The sequence below is a fragment of the Candidatus Atribacteria bacterium genome, assembly GCA_011056645.1.
GTDB classification, from domain to species: Bacteria; Atribacterota; Phoenicimicrobiia; order Phoenicimicrobiales; family Phoenicimicrobiaceae; genus Sediminicultor; species Sediminicultor quartus.
This window is the reverse complement of sequence record DSEL01000180.1, coordinates 1-22,324: the sequence shown is the minus strand read 5'-3', so window position 1 is coordinate 22,324 and position 22,324 is coordinate 1. Positions and strand designations below refer to the sequence as shown.

Sequence of the window (22,324 nt, the reverse complement as noted above, 5' to 3'; positions counted from 1 at the left end):
TAATTAATCAATTAAAAGTAGATGATTCAGCTGAATGGATTTGCAATTTTTCACATGAATTAAATTCTAAAGGGATAGAAATAATCGAAAATCTTTTTTTAAAAAATGATTTTTTAACAATATATTTTAACAATATATTTCCAGTTAGTGATAATATTATTGCAGAAGCTATATTGGCGTATACTGAAAGAAGCTATAATACATTTATAGCCAATAAACAACTCAACAATAAAGTTAACTTATCAGAATACGATCAAAACTTGATTTTTGGTGTACTAAAGAGTCATATTTCTTGGGGAGTGTGGATAAGATTTGTGGAAAGAATTGCAGAAATATATAGAGATGCCCACCAGTAAAAATAATTAAAGCTTTTAAAAAGAAAAAGAGTTAAACCTGTTAAGGTGAGACCCCAGAAGTCGAGGTGTTCTATGATGATCAATATATATGATTGCGATGTTCATGATAAAGAAGCACTAGCAATATTTCGTGTAAAAAGGGCTAATTGGAATAATTGGCTTTTCGAAGATTCCCTTTCTATATCTAATCAAATAACGCATATGCTGTGGAAAGATGCAATTTATCGAACATTCAATGAAGCAAGAAGGTTGACAATTAATAGAGAATCTGAATCTGAATCTCTCGGATTTAATGGGCCACTCCTTCATCTTTTAGATGAAGGTTTTCTTGTTTCACAGGTAATGGCGATACGCCGTCTGACTGATCGGAACTTTTATGATCTTAAGAAAGGGGTACTCTCAGTTCTCCGTCTCATCGATGATGTGTCAGATAATATAGATATATTCACACGTGAAAATTATGTTTCTTATGATGGAAGCAAGTATGAAGGTGTATCACTTGAGATAGACGGTATTGATAAATGGAGACCATGGAAAAAGAAACATGAAAATTTCGACACGCTATCAAGTGTGCTTCCTCAGAATCGATCAAGAGCCGATCGAGTAAATAAATCTGTATTTATTAAACTCAATAAAGAGCTCAAAATCTGTGAAAATCTGAGAACCTATGCAAATAAATTTATTGCACATGCATCAGACCCAATCGGTAGATTAAAATTGACGGAAAACCAGAAGAAGGTTACTTTAGACAAGTTGGATCAATGCTATAAAGCCATAATACGGGTAAGTTCTTTTATTGGTGCAATAGTTCTATACGAACACGAATTGGGAAGAGTGCCAACCCCCCAGTATAATCACCTCGAGAATATAGAAAAGCCAATGGTCTCTCAAGATGATCTAAAAAATCTACATAACTACTGGAACAAGAGGGTAGAGGAGGTTATTCACTGGAATTAAAATCTTTGGGCAATATTATAGAGCATAATTACCCTATTAAAGTTGATAGAAAAGCAGCCGCTCAATTTTCCCGTGAATTTATTCGGATCGTTGTATTTTTAAATAATTTTAAAGTGTGACAGAGAATGGTGCACTAACTTAATAATTCAGGAACTTTCTCTTAGTTTTTTATAAAGAATCTGATAAGCTAAGGTTCTCAATGTATTTTTAGATAATTAGAATATTACAGGGAACAGTCCTTTGTTATGCTTTTATCATATTTTAGAAAATACCGTATGTCAAATGTAAAGGCCTATCAATCCATTCATTCTTCATAATATAAAAATTCTATCCAATCCCACAGCCAGTACACAATTCAAGTTGTACAACCTTATAAAGAAATAGTATAATTAAAATTAATTCGCTACCCGCACTAAAGAAATAATCAGAAAAAAATAAAAATAAATTAAAACCTAAATGGACAAAGAGCGATGAGTGGAGATATACGAATGGATAATCAGAAAATGAACAGAGGCCAAATAAAAGCAATTCGGGGAAGTGTGGTTGATGCTTTTTTCCCGCAGTTCCTTCCCAAGATAAATTACCAATTGAAATCCGGCGAAGCAATTATCGAAGTAACCCTTCATCTGGATGCCACGACGGTGAGAGGAATAGCCTTAACGCCTACCCAAGGGCTAAAAAGGGGAGATGAAATCATTGACATGGGACATCCTTTGCAAGTACCCGTGGGGTCCGGATTATTGGGAAGAATGTTTAATGTTTTTGGAGAACCGATTGATGGAGGAGATGTTTTAACGCCTGAAAAATTAGTACCGATATATCAAAAATCTCTTCCTCTTGCCGAACGGGCTACGGCGACAGATATCTATGAGACCGGCATAAAGGTGATTGACGTTCTGGCTCCTCTGGAAAAAGGAGGAAAGGCCGGATTATTTGGCGGTGCCGGAGTCGGCAAGACGGTTCTGATTATGGAGATGATTCACAATATGGCTTTGGAACATGAAGGGGTGAGCCTCTTTTGCGGCATTGGCGAGCGTTCCAGAGAAGGAGAAGAGTTATATCGGGAAATGAAAGAAACAGGCGTCCTGAAAAAGGCGGTCTTGATGTTTGCCCAGATGAACGAACAACCCGGTGCCCGATTTAGAGTAGGGCATGCTGCTTTAACCATGGCAGAATACTTCCGTGATGAAGTGAAGCAGGACGTTCTTTTGTTAATTGATAATATATTCCGCTTTGTCCAGGCCGGGGCCGAGGTTTCCGGTCTTTTAGGCGAATTGCCTTCCCGGGTAGGGTACCAACCCACTATGGCCAGTGAGATTGCTGACCTTGAGGAAAGAATTTGTAATTCGCCCACCGGGTCCATCACCTCCATCCAGGCGGTTTATGTACCTGCCGATGATTTTACCGACCCGGCAGCAGTGCATACTTTTAGTCATCTTTCTGCTTCAGTGGTACTTTCCCGGCAGCGGGCCAGCCAGGGATTGTATCCGGCAGTAGACCCCTTAAAATCTGCCTCTAATATGCTTTCACCGTTGACTGTTGGTCAGAGGCATTACCAGATAGCCCGGGAGGTGAAGCAGAACTTATCTGAATATGAGGAATTAAAGGATATTATCGCCATGCTGGGTTTGGAGGAATTATCCAAGGAAGACCAGAGAACGGTCAATCGTGCCCGGCGCCTGGAAAAGTTTTTAACCCAACCCTTTGCCACCACAGAACAGTTTATTGGCAATAAGGGCCGCCGGGTGAGTTTACCCGAATCATTAGACGGATGTGAGAAAATCTTAAATGACGAATTTGCCAGTTATTCCGAGCAATCACTTTATATGATTGGCTCCATAGAAGAAGCGAAAGAAGAAGATAAAGTAGAAGCGAAAAATGATTGATTTAAAGATATTATTACCGGGGAAGACATTTTTAAAAAAGGAAGTCAAAAAAATAACGGCAGAGGCAGAAAACGGGTGGTTTTGCCTGCTGCCCAAACATGTTGATTTTACCACTTCCTTAACACCGGGAATTTTACTGCTAACCACATCCGAGGAGAAAGATGTTTTTTTAGCTATCGATGAAGGAATCCTGGTTAAATATGGGAAAGAAGTGGTTATTTCGACCAGGAATGCCATAGAGGGAGAAGATTTGGGAGAGCTGAAAAATCGGGTGGAAGAAATATTTATCAAAACAGATGAGAAAGAAAAAGATGCCCAGACTGCTTTAAGTAAATTAGAAGCAGATTTTGTCAGAAGTTTTTTAAATTTGGAGACGCATGGATAAATGGAACATCAAAATAAATCAAAAGATATAAAGCAGGGCTTTATTAAAAAAATCGAGAAAAAAGAAAAACGGAAATTAAGAGCCCGAGACAAGAAATATCAGGCTGTGTGGTTCGGCATGGGTTCGTTCGGAGTGATTGGCTGGTCGGTGATGATACCGACTGTGATTGGTATTGCCGTGGGTATCTGGGCTGATAAGAAGTGGCCGGGTCATATTTCCTGGACCTTGACTTTCCTTTTTTTGGGGATTATCCTTGGCTGTCTCAATGCCTGGTACTGGGTGGAAAAAGAACGAAAATCGATTGAAGAGGAAAACGAAGAATGAATCTTAGTGTTTACAGCTTATTATATTTTATCATTGGCCTGGGATTAGGATTATTTTATTTTGGCGGTTTATGGCTGACCATTAAAAATATGAATCAGGCTCGTTCGCCGATTATATTAACCCTGGGAAGTTATATTTTAAGAATGGCTGTTGTGTTTTTGGTATTAATTTATATTGCCCGTCAGGGTGATTGGGGAAATGTTTTAATTCTTTTGGTGGGATTTATTATAAGTCGTATTTTTTTAAGTAGAAGGATTGGTAAACCAAAAAAAGATATAAATAATCATAATTAAATAGGGGATGAGGAATTAAAAATGGATATAAGTCCGGATGCTATTATTTTATTTAAATGGAATGGAATCCATCTAAATGCTACGATTCTTTTTACTTGGATAGCCATGCTCATACTTATTATAATTAGCTGGCTGGCCACCAGAAATTTAACCATCGGACCTAAAATAAGCCGCTGGCAAAATTTTTTGGAAGTGATTATCGGTTATATGCGGCAGCAAGTGAAAGAAATTACTCAACAGAATCCAGACCCCTTTATTCCTTTTTTAGGCACCTTATTTTTATTTATTTCGGTATCCAGTTTGTTGTCTATTATTCCCGGCTATCAGGCTCCAACCGGTTCATTGTCCACTACCAGTGCGCTGGCTATTTGCGTATTTTTTGCCATACCTATTTTCGGCATTGCCAAAAAAGGGGCACTTGCTTATTTTAAACATTATTTGGAGCCTTTTATCTTCATGGCCCCCTTTAATGTAATTGGTGATTTCTCCCGTACGCTGGCTCTGGCGGTACGATTATTTGGGAATATGATGAGCGGCTCATTGATTGCGGCAGTTTTATTGATCATCACCCCTTTGTTTATACCCATTGTGATGCAGGTTTTTGGATTATTAATTGGTCAAATACAAGCTTATATCTTTACCGTGCTGGCCACGGTTTATATTGCTTCGGCCACGCGGATAGAAAATAAGACGATTCAGATAGAACAAAAGGAAGGGAGTAAAGAAAATGAGTAGTATTGATATTATCGGTGCGGTTTCTATTATTACTGCGGGAATCACCATTGCCATTGGTTCGGTTGGCCCCGCCATAGGAGAAGGGATGGCCCTGGCCCGGGCATTGGGAGCGATTGCTCAACAACCCGACGAAGCCAATACCATTACCAGAACTTTATTTGTGGGATTGGCCATGGTTGAATCGACGGCTATCTACTGTTTGGTCATTTCAGTCATTCTTATTTTTGCCAATCCTTTCTGGAATTATGTCTTAAGTCATTAGGGGGGGTAATATGCTTTTAGATTCATTTACTATCATTGCCCAAATCATTAATTTTTTAATTCTGATCTATCTCTTGAAACGATTTTTATTTAATCGGATTATCAAGATTATGGATGAGAGGGAAAAGCAAATCACCGACCGGATGCAAGATGCTGAAACAGCAAAAAAAGCAGCACAGAAAGAGTTAGAAGAACAGCGCAGGATAAGAGAAGAACTCCAGGAAAAATGGAATGAGATGCTTGCTCAGGCCAAGAAGGATGCCCAAAAGAAGCGGGAAGAATTGGTAAAAGATGCCAGAAGTAAAATTGATGAAGAGCAAAAAAATTGGAGAGAGGCGATATCAAAACAACGCACCGCTTTTTTAAGAGACCTTCGCCATTTATCCTGCGAGCAGGTTTGTCAGATGAGCAGAAAGGTTTTAGCGGATTTAGCCGATGAAAAATTAGAAAACCAGCTGATTGAAAATTTCTTAATCCAGTTGGGCAAGTTGAGCAAAGAGGAAAAAGATGATTTTATCCGGTTTATCAATAAAGATGAGCGGAAGGTATGGGTGGATAGCAGTTTTCAGCTAACCGGCAAAAAAGAATCTGAGATCAGGAAAATACTGGAAGAGATAATCGGTGATAAAGTTGAAATCAATTTTAAAGTTTCTCCTAAATTGATTTGCGGCATTGAAACTCGAACCGAGGGAAAGAAGATTTCCTGGAATATTGAAAACTATTTAGATGGACTGGAAGAGCAGTTGAAGAAAGCTTTTACTGAATTCAGTTTTCAAGAACCGGATGTTGAAAAGGAAGAAAACTAATCTGCTTTGGATGGATTAGGAGGTCATTTATGGTCATGTGGGGGTATTAATGGGTAATACAACGAAAGAGATAGATACTTTATCTTTAGAAGAAAATTTAAAAACGACTTTTTCCAGTATGAATCGCGTGGTAAAACAGCAGAAAGTATCCTTATATGTACAGGAAATCGGTATTGTATCCGCGGTAGGTAAAGGTATTGTCACGGCAAAAGGGTTGCCGGAAGTAAAAGCAGGGGAAATCGTGACTTTCAAAGACCGCCAGCGGGGAATGATCTTTAATCTGGAACCAGGTAAAGTAGATATTGTTCTCTTTGATGATGCGAAGGGGATTAAAGCCGGAGATGAAGTGAGGAGAACCAACCAGGTCATGGATGTCCCGGTTGGCGAATCATTGTTGGGAAGGGTCATCGACCCGGTGAGCCGTCCCCTGGATGGTTTAGGCACTTTAAGGACCATGGAGAGATATCCCATTGAGCGTGAATCTCCTCCCATTATGGATAGAGAACCGGTATATGTTCCTTTACAGACAGGTATTTTAGTCGTGGATGCCCTGGTACCGATTGGCCGGGGGCAGCGGGAGCTTATCCTGGGAGACCGACAGACCGGGAAAACAGCGATTGCTGTGGACACCATGATTAATCAAAAAGATAAAGAGGTTATTTGTATTTATTGTGCTATCGGTCAAAAGTTATCTTCGGTGGCCAGAGTCATTGCTCAACTTAAAAAGTCAGGAGCCATGGAATATAGCCTGGTAATGGTGGCATCAGGAGAAGATACGCCCGGCTTGAATTATATTGCACCTTATGCTGCGACCAGTATCGGTGAATATTTTATGGAAAGAGGAAAAGATGTTTTAGTAATTTATGATGATTTAACCCATCATGCCCGCTCTTACCGGGAGCTATCGCTTTTGTTAAGAAGGCCGCCTGCCCGGGAAGCCTATCCCGGAGATATTTTTTATATTCATTCTCGTCTTTTAGAAAGGGCGACTCATCTGAAGAAAGAAAAAGGTGGCGGTTCTTTGACCGCCTTGCCCATTATTGAAACCCAGGCACAAAATTTATCAGCTTACATCCCAACCAATCTTATTTCCATTACCGATGGTCAAATTTATCTTTCCCCTCAATTATTCCAGGGAGGACTGTTGCCGGCCGTTGATGTGGGGAAATCAGTATCCCGGGTAGGAGGAAAAACACAATTAGCTTCCTATCAAGAGGTGGTGGGTAACTTACGTTTAACTTATTCTCAATTTCAAGAGCTGGAAATCTTTTCCCGGTTCGGGACTCAGTTAGATGAGAGTACTATAAAAATACTGGAAAGAGGAAGAAGAATAAGAGAAATTTTAAAACAGAATCAATACGCTCCCTACTCGGTCATGGAACAAATTGTCGTTCTGCTTATGGTAAACCAGGGGTTATGGGATGGGGTTTCGGTTGAGGATATTAAAAAAAGAATAATAGAAATAAAAAAGAATTTGGAAGAAAGATTCCCCCAATTGGAAGAAAAAGTGATGAATAATAAAAAACTGGATAGTGATGAAGTAAAAAGGATTCTCGATTTTGTAGAAACAAATATTTTAAAAAGAGAGGAAGACCACTCAAATGCAGATGCTGGAAACCATTCAGAGAAAAATTGAAAGTGCCCGGGATTTATATTCGGTGGTCAAAACCATGAAGGCATTGGCGGCAGTGAACATTCATTATCATGCGCGAGCCGTAGAGGCCATTACTGAATATCACCAATCCATTGAGATGGGTTTCCAGGCATTGTTAAAGGAAAAACCAGAAATATTAAAAAAACCGATATTGAAAAATGAAAGACGAATGGGAGTCATCATCTTTGGTTCACAAAGAGGAATGGCCGGTAAATTTAATGTGATGGTGGCTAATTCCTTTATGGAATGGGAAAAAGGAAATACTTTCGATTATAGTCAATTAAAAATAGGGGTTGCCGGAGAGAGAGTGGAAGAACAGTTAAAAGAAATTGGCTACCAACCGGCAGCCAGGATTAATTTTCCTGAATCCAGATATGACCTGAATAGCGCTATTCAGGAATTGCTGGTACTGGTGGAGTCATGGCGGTTTCGGGAAAAAATAGATGATATTTATTTATTTTATAATAAGCTCGTAAGAGGAGTCATCTTTGAACCCTTTCAATTTCATTTATTCCCTTTGGACCAGGAATGGCTAAAGGAATTAGCTTTAAAAAAATGGCCTTCTCGTAATTTGCCCTTATATACCCTTCCCTGGGAACAGCTGCTCTATTCCTTCATCCATCAATTTTTTTATATTTCCTTATATCGGGCTTTTATCGAGTCGATGGCCAGTGAGAACGCCAGCCGTTTAACGGCCATGCAGAAATCCGAAGAGAACATCGAGGAACGTTTGGATAATCTGAACGCTCAATTTAACCGTCAGAGGCAAAATGCGATTACCAAAGAATTACTGGATATTGTAGCCGGTTTCGAAGCCCTGGCACAATCTATATAATTCATTTAATTATTCCTGGTATTCCCTTAGCTATAACTATATCAATATAACAAAAAATGCTTTTCTTTTAATTTGTTTTTAATCTTTGTCTATGGAGGAAGTAGAATGACCAGATATAGATGTCCAAAATGCAAAATGGAGTATGATACTCCGGGAAAATGCAATATGTGCAAGGTTACTCTTAAAAAAGTAGTAGAAAAGAAAAAGCCTATGCCTAATATGCATCATGAAAAGCATGAACCTCAAAAAACTAATCATCAATCTCAAAAAGGTAAAAGTCATCAAGAGCATATGCATCATGACCATGCCGATCATCATCAGCACATGGTGCGTGATTTTAAAAAAAGGTTTATCATATCAGCTTTGGTCACCATACCCATTCTTTTGCTGTCTCCCTTAATACAAAAGTTGCTTAATTTTAGTTTTGGTATTCCCGGAGAAAAATATGTTCTCTTTGCTCTTTCCAGTTTTATATTCTTCTACGGGGGTTGGCCTTTCTTAAAAGGATTTTTTGATGAGTCCAGGAAGAAACAGCCGGGAATGATGACTCTTATTGCCTTAGCTACTTCAGTAGCCTATTTTTATAGTTCGGCAGTGGTTTTTGGCCTTAAAGGAAAGTTTTTTTTCTGGGAACTGGCTACCCTGATAGATGTGATGCTTCTGGGCCACTGGTTTGAGATGAAATCTGTTTTAGGGGCTTCCAGGGCACTAGAAAAGCTGGCTCAATTAATGCCGGATACAGCCCACCTAATGAAGGGAAGCGAAGTCAAAGAAGTCAAAATTTCTATCTTGAAAAAGGGGGATAAAATTTTAATCAAAGCGGGTGAAAAAATACCTGCTGACGGTTTTATTATCAAAGGCAGCAGCTATATTGATGAATCAATGCTGACCGGAGAATCAAAGCCAGTACATAAAAAAGAGGAAGATAAGGTTATCGGCGGTTCGGTAAATGGAGATGCAGTTTTGGAAGTAAAGGTTGAAGGGACAGGAGAAGAATCGTATTTAAACAAGGTCATTAACCTGGTAAAAGATGCTCAGTCATCCAAATCAAAAACTCAGAGGTTTGCGGATAAAGCAGCAAACTGGCTTACCATCATTGCGGTGACTATCGGAACAGCCACACTCATTTACTGGATTATATATGGGCTCGACCTAGCCTTTGCCATTGAAAGGATGGCTACAGTAATGGTGATTACCTGCCCTCATGCTTTAGGTTTAGCCATACCTCTGGTTACGGCAGTCTCGACTTCGTTGTCGGCAAAAAACGGCCTTTTAATAAGAAATAGAACTACCTTTGAAAATTCCAGAAAGATAACCACTGTGGTGTTTGATAAGACAGGTACACTTACCGAAGGTAAATTCGGAGTAAGCCTGGTTACGGTTATAGACAAAATTTATGATGAAAAAAAGATGATTCAATTGGCAGCCTCACTGGAAAAGAATTCTGAACACCCAATTGCCAGGGGAATTATAAACAGAGCGGAAGAACTAAAAGTTAAGACCATGCCGATGTCAGACTTCGAGGTAATAAAAGGACAAGGAGTAAAGGGGAAAATAGAAGGAAAAAATATCGCCTTGGTTAGCCAGGGTTATGTGAGGAAAAACAATTTTGAGATGCTAAAAGAAATTAAGGATTACGAAACCGGAACACTGGTTTATATTTTGCTTGATAGCAAAATAATTGGCGTTATCACGCTAGCTGATAAAATTAGAAAGGAATCCTATGAAGCAATACAGCAGCTAAAAAGATTGGGCATAAAGTGTTGGATGCTTACCGGAGATAATAAAAGAATCGCTGAAGAAGTTTCAAATGAGTTACATCTTGATGGATATTTTGCAGAAGTACTGCCACATGAAAAACTGGAAAAAATAAAAGAGCTGCAGAGTAAAGGAGAATTTGTTGCTATGACTGGAGACGGAATTAATGATGCCCCCGCTCTTGCTCAGGCAGATGTAGGTATTGCTATCGGCTCAGGCACAGATGTTGCTGCCGAGACTGCTGATATTATCTTGGTCAACAGCAATCCTTTGGATGTTACTTCGCTCATTTTGTTTGGAAGAGCAACTTATCGTAAAATGATTCAAAATCTGTATTGGGCAACAGGATATAATGTTATTGCTATTCCTCTTGCTGCCGGAATATTATACAATTATGGCATAATAATTTCTCCGGCTATCGGAGCTGCTCTGATGTCTCTAAGCACTATAATTGTGGCCATAAATGCTCAATTCTTATCCATTGCAAAATGAAATCTTCTAACCGACAATATATGTCTATTTTTTTTACCATAATGTAAAGCAGAGAGATGCGGCTATCCAATCAATGCAGGAACAAGAAAAAAAATTGGATGCAAAATTATATACTAAAATCGTTCCGTTCATTCAATTCTATCAGGCGGAGGATTATCATCAGGATTATTACCAAAAATCTCCCACAAGATATAAATTATATCGTGCTGGTTCGGGACGTGAAGCATATCTTAAATCGACATGGGAAGAAGCGAACAATAATGATGCTAACAAATTCAAAAAGCCTTCGGATGAAGAGCTGAAAAAAATATTAACTCCTTTACAATATAAGGTAACTCAAGAGAATGGGTCAGAAATGGCATTTGACAATGAATATTGGGATAACAAGAGAGAAGGTATTTATGTGGATATTTTATCCGGCAAACCGCTTTTTAGCTCACTTGACAAATTTGATTCGGGAACGGGCTGGCCAAGCTTTACGAAGCCGCTCGAACCGGATAACATTTTAGAAAAAGAAGATAACAGTTTATTTATGAGCAGAACGGAAGTAAGGAGCAAATATGCAGATTCTCATCTTGGCCATCTATTTGATAATGGGCTTGAACCCACCGGTCTACGTTATTGCATGAATTCAGCTGCGCTTCGATTTATTCCCAAAGAAGATTTAGAAAAGGAAGGATTTGGTCAATATATGGAGCTTTTCGAGTTATAAGTTGAATTTTTATTAAAAAATATAAAAAGTTAAATGTAAAAATATATTATGTTATATTACTTCTTTAGGGAATGAATCTTTTAAAATGAATTAGGTATTGTATTGAATTGTTAAGGCTAAAGGTATTTTAATAGTGGAAATGTATGGGACTTAAACGGGGACTTCACAATTTTATTAAATGATGATAAAATCAAAAAATATAGAAATGGATGAAGAAAATGTTGAGAAACCCGATAAAATATTGACAGTCAAAGAAGAAAAAAATACTCTTTGAAAAATATAATGATAGGAGGAAAGAAAATGAATATTTATAAGTATGCCATGAAGATGGAAAAAGACGGTGAAAATTATTATCGTGAACTTGCTGGCAAAACAAGTGATATAGGACTCCAGACACTTCTAAAAATGTTAGCTGATGACGAAGCCAAACATTATAATATTATTGAAAAAATGATGAAAACCGATGTAAGTATAGAATTGGTAGAGACAGATATATTAGAGAGTGCTAAAAATATCTTTGTTAAAATTAAAGGGAAAAAACAAGTATTTGACTTTGACTTACCAGAGATAAATTTATACCGCCATGCCTGGAAAATTGAAGAAAAGAGTCATAAGTTTTATATAGAAATGGGTGACAAGGTGGAAATCGAGTCACAAAGGAAAATATTTTTAAAATTAGCGGAAGAAGAAAAAAAGCATATGTTTCTATTAGAAAACTTGATTGAATTTGTTTCCAGACCCGAAACGTGGATTGAAAATGCAGAATTTAATCATTTGGATGAATATTAAAATATAAATTATAGGCTAATAAAAAATTATGTTTTAGGGAATCAAAATGTTTAAATTTCTTGGGCATCGAAATTTTATCTTACCACTGGCCTTCGTTTTAGGTTTCACCTGTCCTCAACTGGCTCAATGGACCAAATTATTAACCATTCCTGCTCTGGCGCTGGTAATGACCGTTTCCATTGTTCAAATTCCCACCCAGCAAATGTTAAAATGGCAGAGCTTGGTCCATCCCCTTGCTATCGGAATACTTTTCAGTTATCTATTTTTAGGTTCAGTGCTTCTTATATTAAATCAATGGTTTATTTTCCAAGATCCTATAAGAATAGGGATGATTTTGGTTGCCTCGGCACCTCCTGGTATAGCAGTGATCCCCTTCACCTCCTTATTAGCGGGTAATTCAATTTTATCTCTATTTGCCACTTTTGGTGCCTATCTATCCTCTATTTTTATTATGCCGGGCTTGATCTGGTTATTAACCGGCGCTGAAACATTTCCTTTGTCAAAGTTGATCCTCACTCTGCTCGAATTAATTATTTTACCTATCGTATTTTCCCGCCTACTGCTTTTTAGCCGTTTTTATCAATCAATTATTTCCTGGAAAGGAACCATGATTAATTGGGGTTTCTTTGTGGTTATCTTTACTGCGATCGGTTTAAACCAAAAAACCTTCTTGGAACAACCGAATATTTTAATGAAAGTATCATTGATTGCTTTTACCGCTACTTTCCTGGGATTCATTCTATTAAATCTCATTTTGAAAAAAATGGGAATAAATCAAAAAGACCGAACCTCGATGATACTTTTAGGGACCATTAAAAACTCCGGATTTGCAGCCGCCATTGCCCTGACCCTATTTGATGAAATCACCTCTCTTCCCGGAGCAATTTTTAGTGCAATTTATGCCCTTTATATGATATGGCTGGGAGGAAAACATCAAATAAAATAATTCAGTCTACTCGCATTAAAACTTTCAATAATTATTGTGAGCAAATTTTCTTGAAAGGGGAAAATATGATGAGTGAAAACAAAAAAAGCTTTTCAATTACCGGAATGACCTGTATTACCTGTGCGAATACTGTTGAAAATTCCTTGAAAAAAATTGATGGAGTAAAGTTTGCATCGGTCAACCTGGCAACTGAAAGTGCTTTTTTGATCAGCGAAAAAGATATATCTTTAGAAAAGATAAAGAAAGCAGTAGAAGAAGCAGGCTATGGTATTTCAACCGAACCGGCAGAAGATTTAGAAAAGAAAAGATATGACCTTGCTAGAAAGAATCTTATCTTTTCCTGGATCATTACTTTCCCTTTATCTTTGTTAATGATCTTGAATATGATAGGTTATGCTGTTCCTTATTTCATGTGGATAGAATTAATCTTTGGTGGGGTAGTAATTTTTTATAGTGGTAGAGCTACTATTAAAGGAGCCTGGATAGCTCTTACCCATGTTCATACCAATATGGATACTCTCATTTTTATTGGCTCACTTGCTTGTTGGATAACTGTCCTATTAAGTTCATTAGGACTTTCCATCATCTCTTTCGGAACCATAGGTGCCATGATTGTGACTATTCATCTTACCGGTAGATTTATTGAATCACGTCTTCGAGACAAGGCAGCCAAAGAAATAAAGGCTCTTATCAAACTCCAAGCAAAAGAAGCTCGGGTAATATTTTCTGAAGGAGAATCAACCATACCTATTGAAGCAGTTAAAGTCGGATTTTTGGTTTTAGTGAAACCCGGAGAAAGAATTCCTGTAGACGGAAAAGTAGAAGAGGGGATTTCTTCCGTAGATGAATCCATGATTAGTGGAGAATCTTTACCGATAACTAAAAATAAAGGGAGTAAGGTAACCGGTGGTTCTCTAAATCTTACCGGTAGTTTTAAAGTAAGAGTTGATAAAGTTGGCGAAGAATCTTTCCTTTCTCAGATGGTCGATTTAATCAAAGAAGCACAGGGGACTAAAATTCCTATTCAAGCTTTAGCTGATAGAATTACCCTTTGGTTTGTTCCCGCAATTATTATCCTGGCACTGATGAGTGGTATAATCTGGACTTTTCAATTCGAAGAATTTCAGGGATTTCTTTCCTATATGCGAGGATTATTCCCCTGGATATTAAATACCGACAATTCGATTTCTTTTGCGATATTTGTTTTTATTTCTACTATCGTTATTGCCTGCCCTTGTGCCTTGGGATTAGCTATCCCTATGGCTTTGGTTTCCGGAACCGGACTGGCAGCTAAAAAAGGAATGATCATTAGGAATGCAGAAGCCATTCAAACTTCTAAAGATATTAAAATAGTGATGATGGATAAAACCGGTACTATTACCCAGGGTAATCCCCATATTATTAATCATTCTCTTTCTAATGAAGAAATGAAAATTGTTGCGGGAATTGAAAGTAATTCCAATCATCCTTTGGCCAAGGCTATATCCTCTTTTCAAAAATCAGATGTAAAACCAGAAAAAATTGAAGAGATAAGCGGAGAAGGGGTTAAGGCAGTAGTAAAAGGGGATGAATATTTTATCGGAAAGCCAAAATCCACAGAAAAATATTTACAGCTCCTTAAAGAAGGCAAAATTGTGATAGAAGTTTACAAAAATAATATAAATATTGGATCAATAACTATTGAAGACTCCATTAGGGAAGATTCGAATAAAGCAGTATCGAAACTTAAAAGCTCGGGTATAGATTCAATCATGTTAAGCGGTGATAACCTCAAGACTGCTCAGGCAATAGCCCGTCAAGTAGGGATAGAAAAAGTGTATGCCGGTATTAAGCCTGAAGATAAACTCAATATTATAAGGCAATATCAAGAAAAAGGCTCGAAGATTTTAATGGTAGGAGATGGAATAAATGATGCAGCTTCTCTTAAAGGAGCAGATATCGGGGTGGCTATAGGGGAAGGGGCTGATTTGGCAATAGATAGCGCTGATATTGTGATAGTAAAAGGTGGGATATCTCGCATAGTAGATAGTATTGAAATTTCTCGAAAAACCTTTCGAATTATTAGGCAGAATTTGTTCTGGGCATTTTTTTACAACGTTATTGTTATCCCTCTGGCTATGGCAGGATTATTGCACCCGGCAATAGCCGAAGGAGCTATGGCTGTAAGTTCCATCACAGTTATTTTAAATTCATTAAGAATCAAATAATACAGAGAGAGTTGTTAGGAATAGTTTTTATAAAAAGATATATACCTTGAAAAAGAATTAAACCTGCAGTAATATTGCAATACATGAGAGAAGATATTTTAATAATTATAAAAATTTAAAGGAGGCAAAGAAATGATTGGTAAGTTACCTGAAGATGTATTAGAAGCGGTTTTGGAGACTATACCTATTGAATTTTCCGTTGTGGATGCTAAAGATAAGGTCTTAGCTTGGAATAAACATAAAACAAGGATATTTAAAAGGCCTATAAATGTGGTAGGCAGAGATGTAACTAACTGTCATCCTAAAAAGAGCCTTGATAAAGTGGATAAAATATTACAAGAGATGAAAGAAAGGAAAAGAGAAAAAGCTCGTTTCTGGATTGATCTTCCTATCGGTCTTAATAATGAAAAGCAAAAAGTTCTAATAGAATATTATGCTTTGAAGGATACTGAAGGAAAATATCTCGGCTGCCTGGAGGTATCTCGAAACATTACGGATATTCAATTAATCAGTGGTGAAAAAAGACTATTAGATTGATTTTATAGTCACCATCTTAAATAAGAATTTAACTTTAATCTTGAAAAAAAGATGAGTAATTTAAATTTTATTATTCATTTAATGTTTTTTTGCTTATAATTTTACAAAAGACATATTATTTTTTACAGTAAATTACTTTTTTAAAAGAGTTGATTTATTGATTTGCAAAATTACTCTGGATTGTAGATAGTACAATCTCCTTGTTCTTAATTCAGCAGTACAAATATATTTTAAAAATTATTTTTACCCTGAAAAAATTTTTATTAGAAAAGAAAGGAGAAGAAAATGACGACTTATTTCATGTTTGGCAAATATTCCCCTGAAGCTATAAAGGGAATTAGTTCTGAGCGTACAAAAAAAGCTAATGATGCTATCTTGAAACTTGGTGGCAAGATAGTTGCCCAATATGCACTACTGGGAGATAAGGATTTGGTTTTTATTGTAAATTTACCCGGTGTAGAAGAGGTAATTCAAGCTTCTGCAAATTTGCATAAATTAACCGGTATCGCCTTTTCTTCCACCCCCGCAATTACTATAGAAAAATTTGATGAAATTCTTTCATAAAAATATAGAGGCAATTTATCTGAAGAGATGAGTTTTTTCAATTCAATAAGAATTAGAGAACAAGGATGATTGTACTATTTGAACTATGAGTGCAAAGATCATAGGCAAATACCGAGGATATTGCAATAGAGAAAATTGAACAAGTAATTTAGAAGGTTCATGATTCAGAGTAAACTTTTCGCATTAAATATTTAAAAGATATACCACTTAAGGAGAAGTGAGATGAAATATGACTTTGATAAGGTTATCGATCGAACTAACTATCACTCCGTAAAGTGGGATGAACTGGACACTATTTTTGGAGCCAAAGATATACTTCCTATGTGGGTTGCCGATATGGAGTTTAGGTCACCGAAACCGGTAATCGAAGCTATAAGAAAAGCAGCCGAGCATGGTATTTATGGCTATACCTCGAGGCCGGATTCCTATTACCAGGCAATCATTGGTTGGATGGAGAAAAGACATCATTGGAAAGTGAAAAAAGATTGGCTGGCTTTCAGTCCGGGAGTTGTTCCTGCTTTAAGTTTTATTATCAGAGCATTTACGGAACCCGGTGACAAGGTGGTCATTCAACCGCCGGTTTATTATCCCTTTTTTCGGGTAATAGAAAATAACGGTTGCCATGTAGTGAATAATCCCTTAAAATTTGGTAACAAAAAATATTTTATGGATTACGATGATTTAGAAAGAAAAGTTAGCGACCCCAGAGTGAAGCTATTAATTCTATGCAGTCCACATAATCCGGTGGGACGGGTATGGCAAAAAGAAGAGCTTATCATACTGGGAGAAATTTGTATAAAACATAATATTATGGTTGTTTCTGATGAAATCCATGCAGATATCTTGTTTAAAGGTCACAAGCATACACCTTTTGCGAAAATTTCACCCGCATATGCTCATAATTCAATTACCTGCACGGCGCCGAGTAAAACCTTTAATTTAGCAGGACTACAGACTTCTACCATCATTATCCCCAACAAAAAATATTACAAAATTTATCAGAATATCTTGGATAGTTTAACCCTTAACGAGAATAATGTTTTTGGCTTAGTGGCTTTGGAGTCTGCCTTTAGATACGGAGAAGAATGGCTTGAGCAGTTATTGACCTATCTAAAAACAAATTTAGAATTTTTAAGTAGATATTTTAGAGAAAATATACCAAAGATAAAGGTTATTAAACCGGAAGGGACTTATTTGATTTGGTTAGATTGCCGGCAATTAGGATTAAATGTCCAGGATTTAAATAATTTAATGATTAATAAAGCTAAAGTAGCCCTTGATGATGGATGTTGGTTTGGCATAGGAGGGGAGGGCTTTATGAGAATCAATATTGCCTGTCCCCGTTCTATGCTCGAAGAAGGTTTAAAGAGAATAGAAAGAGCAGTTAATAGTATGTAGTTCAAAAACCTAACCAGGGGCTCAACGATTCTATAGGGGAGTCTCTGGCAGGAAAGTAATTTTTATTTTTTATTTAACTAATAATATTTTTAGATAAAAGGAATAAAGGTGTTATGAGAAGAAAAGAAAAAGAAATATTGAATAAAAAATTGATGATATCTTTTATTGAAAAAGCAATTATTTGCCGGGTTGGAATGTGCTGGCAAGATATGCCTTACGTAATACCTATGAATTTTGGTTATCGGAATAATAATATTTTTTTGCATTCCGCCAGTGAAGGACGCAAGCTGGATATTCTTCGGAATAATAATAAGGTTTGTATAGAATTTGATATTGATGTAGAACTGGTGCAATCTCCAAAAGTATGCAAGACCAGCATGAAGTACAAGAGTGTCCTGATTTTCGGAAAAGCAGTTATTTTAAAAGATATGGTAGAAAAGAAGCAAGCCTTAGATATTATCATGCACCACTACAATGACCATAATTCTTCCTCTTTATTTCATTACTCCGAAGATGTTTTAGAAAAAGTAACCATGGTTAAAGTAAAAATTGAAGAAATGACCGGTAAGGAGTCAAAGAAATAACTTAGCTGTGATAAAAAAATATTTAAAGCAATCAAGAGGTATTAATGAACTTTTACGAAGAGAAAATCAAGAAGTATATTAAAGACAACAATATCAAGGCAGAACATCTTTCTTTTAAGACTTCCTGCCATTCTGTGGCAGAAGCGGTGCGAGCGGTCGATGCTTCAGTAGAAGAAGTAGTAAAAAATATATGTTTGATTGATAAGGAAGAAAATCTAATTGTTGCTATTGTGAAAGGTGAAGATAGAGCCAGTACTTCTAAAATAGGAAGACTTTTAGGAATTGAGCGACCTCGAACAGCTAACCCGTTAGAAATTTTGCAGAAAACCGGTTTTGTCTGTGGCGGTGTTCCTTCTTTTGGATATTCTGCTACTTTTTTAATCGATCCGAAAGTGATGGAAAAAGAATTCGTCTATTCCGGAGGAGGTTCGGAAAAATCCCTCATTAAAATTTCCTCTCAAGAACTACATAAGGCTAATCGAGGCCAGATAATAAAAATAAGAAAATAGAAGCTGAGCTAAAAAAGTTATCAGCGGTTTATTAAGTGAATATTTACGAAGATTATTTTTATTTATTAAAATTCCTTGTAATTTTGCGGTAAAAGGATTATATTGTTTGAAACTGATTAATGCTTAATTCGAGGTTAAAGAAGACCATGTCCGATAAAGAAAAGAAAGAAATAAAATCAATATTAAGCTTAAGTGCTGTAGGTCATTCCTATAATGATATGTATTTTTTCATTATACCTTTTCTCTTACCTCTTTTTAGAGAACAATTTAACCTTAACTATTTTCAATCTGGACTAATTTTAACTATTCACGTTGCTTTGAGGTCTATTTTTTCCTTACTTTTCGGTTACGTCGGTGATAAATATGAGAAAAAAATAATAATAGCTAGTGGCTTTGTCTGTTCCTCTATTTTTTTAGGTGGCTTGATCTGGGTAAATAATATTCACACTATTATTGCTTTTTTATTTCTATTAGCTATCGGTGTTTCAACTTTTCATCCCCTGGCAACCGCTATGGTGAGAGAGAATTCCCAGAAACACCAGAGAGGGCGTTACCTAAGTCTATTTTCTGCCGCAGGAACTGCCGGAATAATGATTGCAAGTCTATTATTCGGTTTTTTGGTTCAAATATTCGGATGGAAGATGACCTGCTTATTGCTCTCTTTTCCCGGTTATTTTCTTGCCTATAAATATCTAAAATCAAAAAAGGGTAAAAAAAATCCAAAAACAGAAGCAGAGAAGAAGATCAAACAAAGTTATATTTATTTATTTCTTATAAGTATGGGTATTCGAAGCCTGGGATTCTGGGCAGTTCTTTCCTTTCTCCCTGTTTACGCTACAGATGATCTGGGTATAAAACCAGAGGTTTCTGCCTGGATTGTCACTATAATTTTTTCAGGAGTATTTCTGGGCAGCCTCATTTCCAGTAAGCTTATAGATAGAAGTAATCCGCTTATCCTGGTTTTATCAACCACTATTGTCACAACATTCCTGCTTTTATCTATTACTTTTGTTACTCAGTTTATACTCATTATCTTACTGGTCGGTAACTTGGGTATTTTAGAAGGAATATTTTTCCCTTCTCAAAATACCTGGTTAACTTTTATTTGTCCCATTAATCATCAGGGGAAAATATTTGGAATAAGTCTTTTTGCGGAGGGAATTTCCGCCACGATTGCTCCTACTCTCTACGGATGGATTGCAGACCAAAGCAATTTAGTTTGGTCTTATCGCTTCGCAGCTCTTCCTCTTTTTATTAGCTTCCTTCTATTTCTGATACTTCATTTTTTGGAGAATAAATATAATAAAGCTTATAAATTGGCGCTCAAGCTTCCATCGTAAAATAGTCAATAAAATATTAATTGACCAGTATAAACAAAATAATTTATGGTGAAATATTTAATAAAAGTATTTCAAAAAGTTGACAAATATTTTTTGATAGATTACAATAATTGCATGATGACACAAATAAACAAAAATACAAAAAAAGAACATAGAAATAAAGACGAAGAATGCTGTGGTATCCAAGGAATCCCCGATCCGAATTTTTTAAAGGCAGTTAGCGATTCTACCAGACTTCGTATTTTGGCTCATTTAGTGGAAGCTAAGGAACCTGAAATAGTTAGTGAGATTGCTAAAAGCTTTCCGGTTGATGTATCTGTAGTGTCACGTCATCTTGCAATACTTCGTAAAGAGGGAATTCTGCTTGCAGAGAAGCAGGGCAAAGAGGTTTATTATTCGGTACGATACGAGTTTTTATCTTCAATCTTTCGGGGTTTTGCGCGAGCAATTGAATCATGTTGTCCGCCTAAAGAGAAAAAAGGATAATATAAATTAAGGAAAGAAATATTTTTTTGAACTAATATTTGCATACTTACGCAACTGTGTCCTTATAAAAAAGGAAAACAAAAAATAAAAAAGGGAGAATGTTTTATGGATTCAAAAGAAAAGGAAGTTAATGCTAAAAAGGTCAGAGAGGAAATAAAAAAAAGTTACGCCCAGGCAATATCACGGAAAAACGCAAGCTGTTGTAATTGTACAGAAGAAACAGATTGTTGCGTTAAGGCAAAAGATATAGGATATAACGAAGAAGATATTAATGATCTTCTTACTGATTCCAATATTACCACTTTCGGTTGTGGGAATCCATTGGCTTTCAGTGAAGTCAGGGAAGGGGATGTTGTGCTTGACCTGGGTGCTGGTGCCGGGCTTGATCTTTTGATCGCTGCCCGTAAGGTAGGATCCTCAGGTCGGGTTATTGGAGTGGATATGACCGAAGAGATGATCGGTAAAGCGAAAGAAAATATCAAAGCTGCAGGAGTTAAGAATGTTGAGGTGCGCAAAGGGTTGATCGAGGATCTTCCTGTTGAATCATCTTCAGTTGACTGGGTTATTTCTAACTGTGTCATTAACCTTTCTCCGGAGAAAGAAAAAGTATTTTCGGAGATTAGTCGGGTATTAAAACCAGGTGGCCGTATGGTAGTATCCGATATGGTGGGGGAAAACATTCCGGAACGGTTAAGAGAAAATAAAGACTTATACTGTGCCTGTATTTCCGGAGTGATCAGTGAAAAGGAATATATTTCCGGCTTGCATAAAGCAGGACTTGAAAAAATAAAGGTTATTGAGCGAAAAACATACCAATGGGATGAACTGGAATCGTTTATAAAATCAACTCCGGGAATAAGCGAGGATATCAATCGGATTGCTATAGGATCAGAGATTAAAGTAGCTAGTATTAAAATCTCTGCTTATAAACCCGTGCTCTAAGGTTCTAAAAAAATAAAAAAGTCTTAATCTAAAAACCAAAAAATATTAAAGATTAAGACTTTTTTTAGTATTATTATTAGTATTGGCTATTGGTTTAATACCAACCGGAAGGTGGACCGCATGTTCCGGTTAATGAATCACAGATCATATTATTATTTTCAGGAATAACTAAAGTGTTTACCTCTTCAATAGGTTGATCAATAGTGATTTCCTGGCAATAAGTAGTTGCATCTTCGGTGGTTAGGCAAGATGAAGCTCCATAAACTAATGTAGTGATGGTCAAGGAAATTAATAATACTGTATGAAATATACTTTTTTTGGAGATTATCATTTTAATTATTCCCCCTCTTTTTTTGATTTTTCTATTAACAAGAGAGTATTATCCAAGGGTTTCTAAATAAAAAAAGTCGGTAGTCTGGCAGTCTTGGTACAGAAGTACTTTAGGCCCATGACTTTGCGTCCTATCCTTTCAGATAGTTTGCCTTTATCAACTTAGATAATAATTTATTCATTTTTTCAAGTTTCTTTTCTCTCTGCTTATATTATTCCCCAAAATCAGCTATTTTAG

The 22,324-nt window shown here is 36.6% G+C and carries 24 protein-coding genes and 1 riboswitch; of the genes, 23 read left to right on the top strand and 1 reads right to left on the bottom strand.

The genetic code is table 11. The annotated features are described in order from the left end of the window. Nucleotides 1–428: 428 nt before the first annotated feature. From ENO17_07800 to arsM, 23 genes are all read left to right on the top strand, one after another. On the top strand, nt 429–1,313 hold the full coding sequence (locus ENO17_07800; protein HER24934.1) for a hypothetical protein: 885 nt from the start codon (nt 429–431) through the stop codon (nt 1,311–1,313). Between the two features lie 488 nt (nt 1,314–1,801). Then, on the top strand, nt 1,802–3,199 hold the full coding sequence (locus ENO17_07795; protein ID HER24933.1) for a F0F1 ATP synthase subunit beta: 1,398 nt from the start codon (nt 1,802–1,804) through the stop codon (nt 3,197–3,199). Continuing rightward, complete coding sequence (locus ENO17_07790) at nt 3,195–3,584, top strand: F0F1 ATP synthase subunit epsilon (protein ID HER24932.1); 390 nt, start codon at nt 3,195–3,197, stop codon at nt 3,582–3,584. Before ENO17_07795 ends, ENO17_07790 begins: the two co-directional genes overlap by 5 nt. Next, nucleotides 3,585–3,908 carry an ATPase F0F1 gene (locus ENO17_07785; GenBank protein HER24931.1) on the top strand — a complete coding sequence of 108 codons (324 nt, stop codon included), beginning with the start codon at nt 3,585–3,587 and terminating at the stop codon, nt 3,906–3,908. It begins immediately after the preceding gene. Beyond that, nucleotides 3,905–4,201: an ATP synthase subunit I gene (locus ENO17_07780; GenBank protein HER24930.1), complete on the top strand. Its 297-nt coding sequence runs from the start codon at nt 3,905–3,907 to the stop codon at nt 4,199–4,201. Before ENO17_07785 ends, ENO17_07780 begins: the two co-directional genes overlap by 4 nt. Nucleotides 4,202–4,222: 21 nt before the next feature. Beyond that, nucleotides 4,223–4,936 carry a F0F1 ATP synthase subunit A gene (locus ENO17_07775; protein HER24929.1) on the top strand — a complete coding sequence of 238 codons (714 nt, stop codon included), beginning with the start codon at nt 4,223–4,225 and terminating at the stop codon, nt 4,934–4,936. Next, nucleotides 4,929–5,198 carry a F0F1 ATP synthase subunit C gene (locus ENO17_07770; GenBank protein ID HER24928.1) on the top strand — a complete coding sequence of 90 codons (270 nt, stop codon included), beginning with the start codon at nt 4,929–4,931 and terminating at the stop codon, nt 5,196–5,198. Before ENO17_07775 ends, ENO17_07770 begins: the two co-directional genes overlap by 8 nt. A 10-nt stretch (nt 5,199–5,208) precedes the next feature. Next, nucleotides 5,209–6,003, top strand: coding sequence for a hypothetical protein (locus tag ENO17_07765; GenBank protein ID HER24927.1), 795 nt, complete (start codon nt 5,209–5,211; stop codon nt 6,001–6,003). Nucleotides 6,004–6,052: 49 nt separating this feature from the next. Next, entirely contained in the window at nt 6,053–7,639 is a 1,587-nt protein-coding gene (locus tag ENO17_07760) for an alternate F1F0 ATPase, F1 subunit alpha (GenBank protein ID HER24926.1), read from the top strand. Continuing rightward, nucleotides 7,605–8,492: a hypothetical protein gene (locus tag ENO17_07755; GenBank protein HER24925.1), complete on the top strand. Its 888-nt coding sequence runs from the start codon at nt 7,605–7,607 to the stop codon at nt 8,490–8,492. The genes ENO17_07760 and ENO17_07755 overlap by 35 nt, the downstream gene beginning before the upstream one ends. A gap of 105 nt (nt 8,493–8,597) precedes the next feature. Further along, complete coding sequence (cadA, locus tag ENO17_07750; protein HER24924.1) at nt 8,598–10,742, top strand: cadmium-translocating P-type ATPase; 2,145 nt, start codon at nt 8,598–8,600, stop codon at nt 10,740–10,742. A gap of 73 nt (nt 10,743–10,815) precedes the next feature. Continuing rightward, complete coding sequence (msrB, locus tag ENO17_07745; protein ID HER24923.1) at nt 10,816–11,454, top strand: peptide-methionine (R)-S-oxide reductase; 639 nt, start codon at nt 10,816–10,818, stop codon at nt 11,452–11,454. A gap of 270 nt (nt 11,455–11,724) precedes the next feature. Further along, on the top strand, nt 11,725–12,243 hold the full coding sequence (locus ENO17_07740; GenBank protein ID HER24922.1) for a rubrerythrin: 519 nt from the start codon (nt 11,725–11,727) through the stop codon (nt 12,241–12,243). Nucleotides 12,244–12,289: 46 nt separating this feature from the next. Then, complete coding sequence (locus tag ENO17_07735; GenBank protein HER24921.1) at nt 12,290–13,189, top strand: hypothetical protein; 900 nt, start codon at nt 12,290–12,292, stop codon at nt 13,187–13,189. Nucleotides 13,190–13,257: 68 nt separating this feature from the next. Then, on the top strand, nt 13,258–15,396 hold the full coding sequence (locus ENO17_07730; protein ID HER24920.1) for a cation-translocating P-type ATPase: 2,139 nt from the start codon (nt 13,258–13,260) through the stop codon (nt 15,394–15,396). 132 nt (nt 15,397–15,528) lie between these two features. After that, nucleotides 15,529–15,933, top strand: coding sequence for a hypothetical protein (locus tag ENO17_07725; GenBank protein HER24919.1), 405 nt, complete (start codon nt 15,529–15,531; stop codon nt 15,931–15,933). Between the two features lie 285 nt (nt 15,934–16,218). After that, nucleotides 16,219–16,497 carry a GYD domain-containing protein gene (locus tag ENO17_07720; GenBank protein HER24918.1) on the top strand — a complete coding sequence of 93 codons (279 nt, stop codon included), beginning with the start codon at nt 16,219–16,221 and terminating at the stop codon, nt 16,495–16,497. A 222-nt stretch (nt 16,498–16,719) separates the two neighbouring features. Next, nucleotides 16,720–17,895 carry a pyridoxal phosphate-dependent aminotransferase gene (locus ENO17_07715; protein ID HER24917.1) on the top strand — a complete coding sequence of 392 codons (1,176 nt, stop codon included), beginning with the start codon at nt 16,720–16,722 and terminating at the stop codon, nt 17,893–17,895. Between the two features lie 113 nt (nt 17,896–18,008). Continuing rightward, a complete protein-coding gene (locus ENO17_07710; GenBank protein ID HER24916.1) occupies nt 18,009–18,479 on the top strand; it encodes a pyridoxamine 5'-phosphate oxidase family protein in 471 nt (156 codons plus the stop codon). A 44-nt stretch (nt 18,480–18,523) separates the two neighbouring features. Beyond that, the gene (locus ENO17_07705; GenBank protein HER24915.1) at nt 18,524–18,988 is read left to right on the top strand and encodes a hypothetical protein; all 465 of its coding nucleotides are present in this window, start codon (nt 18,524–18,526) and stop codon (nt 18,986–18,988) included. A 119-nt stretch (nt 18,989–19,107) separates the two neighbouring features. Further along, nucleotides 19,108–20,328 (top strand): MFS transporter, encoded by a 1,221-nt coding sequence (locus ENO17_07700; protein ID HER24914.1) that lies wholly within the window; start codon nt 19,108–19,110, stop codon nt 20,326–20,328. Nucleotides 20,329–20,373: 45 nt separating this feature from the next. Then, nucleotides 20,374–20,814, top strand: a complete 441-nt coding sequence (locus ENO17_07695) for an ArsR family transcriptional regulator (protein HER24913.1) — start codon at nt 20,374–20,376, stop codon at nt 20,812–20,814. A gap of 105 nt (nt 20,815–20,919) precedes the next feature. Next, a complete protein-coding gene (arsM, locus tag ENO17_07690; GenBank protein ID HER24912.1) occupies nt 20,920–21,756 on the top strand; it encodes an arsenite methyltransferase in 837 nt (278 codons plus the stop codon). A gap of 94 nt (nt 21,757–21,850) precedes the next feature. Here arsM and ENO17_07685 read toward each other — a convergent pair whose 3' ends face one another. Then, nucleotides 21,851–22,087: a hypothetical protein gene (locus tag ENO17_07685; GenBank protein HER24911.1), complete on the bottom strand. Its 237-nt coding sequence runs from the start codon at nt 22,085–22,087 to the stop codon at nt 21,851–21,853. A gap of 75 nt (nt 22,088–22,162) precedes the next feature. Beyond that, nucleotides 22,163–22,249, bottom strand: a riboswitch (cyclic di-GMP riboswitch). Nucleotides 22,250–22,324: the final 75 nt, after the last annotated feature.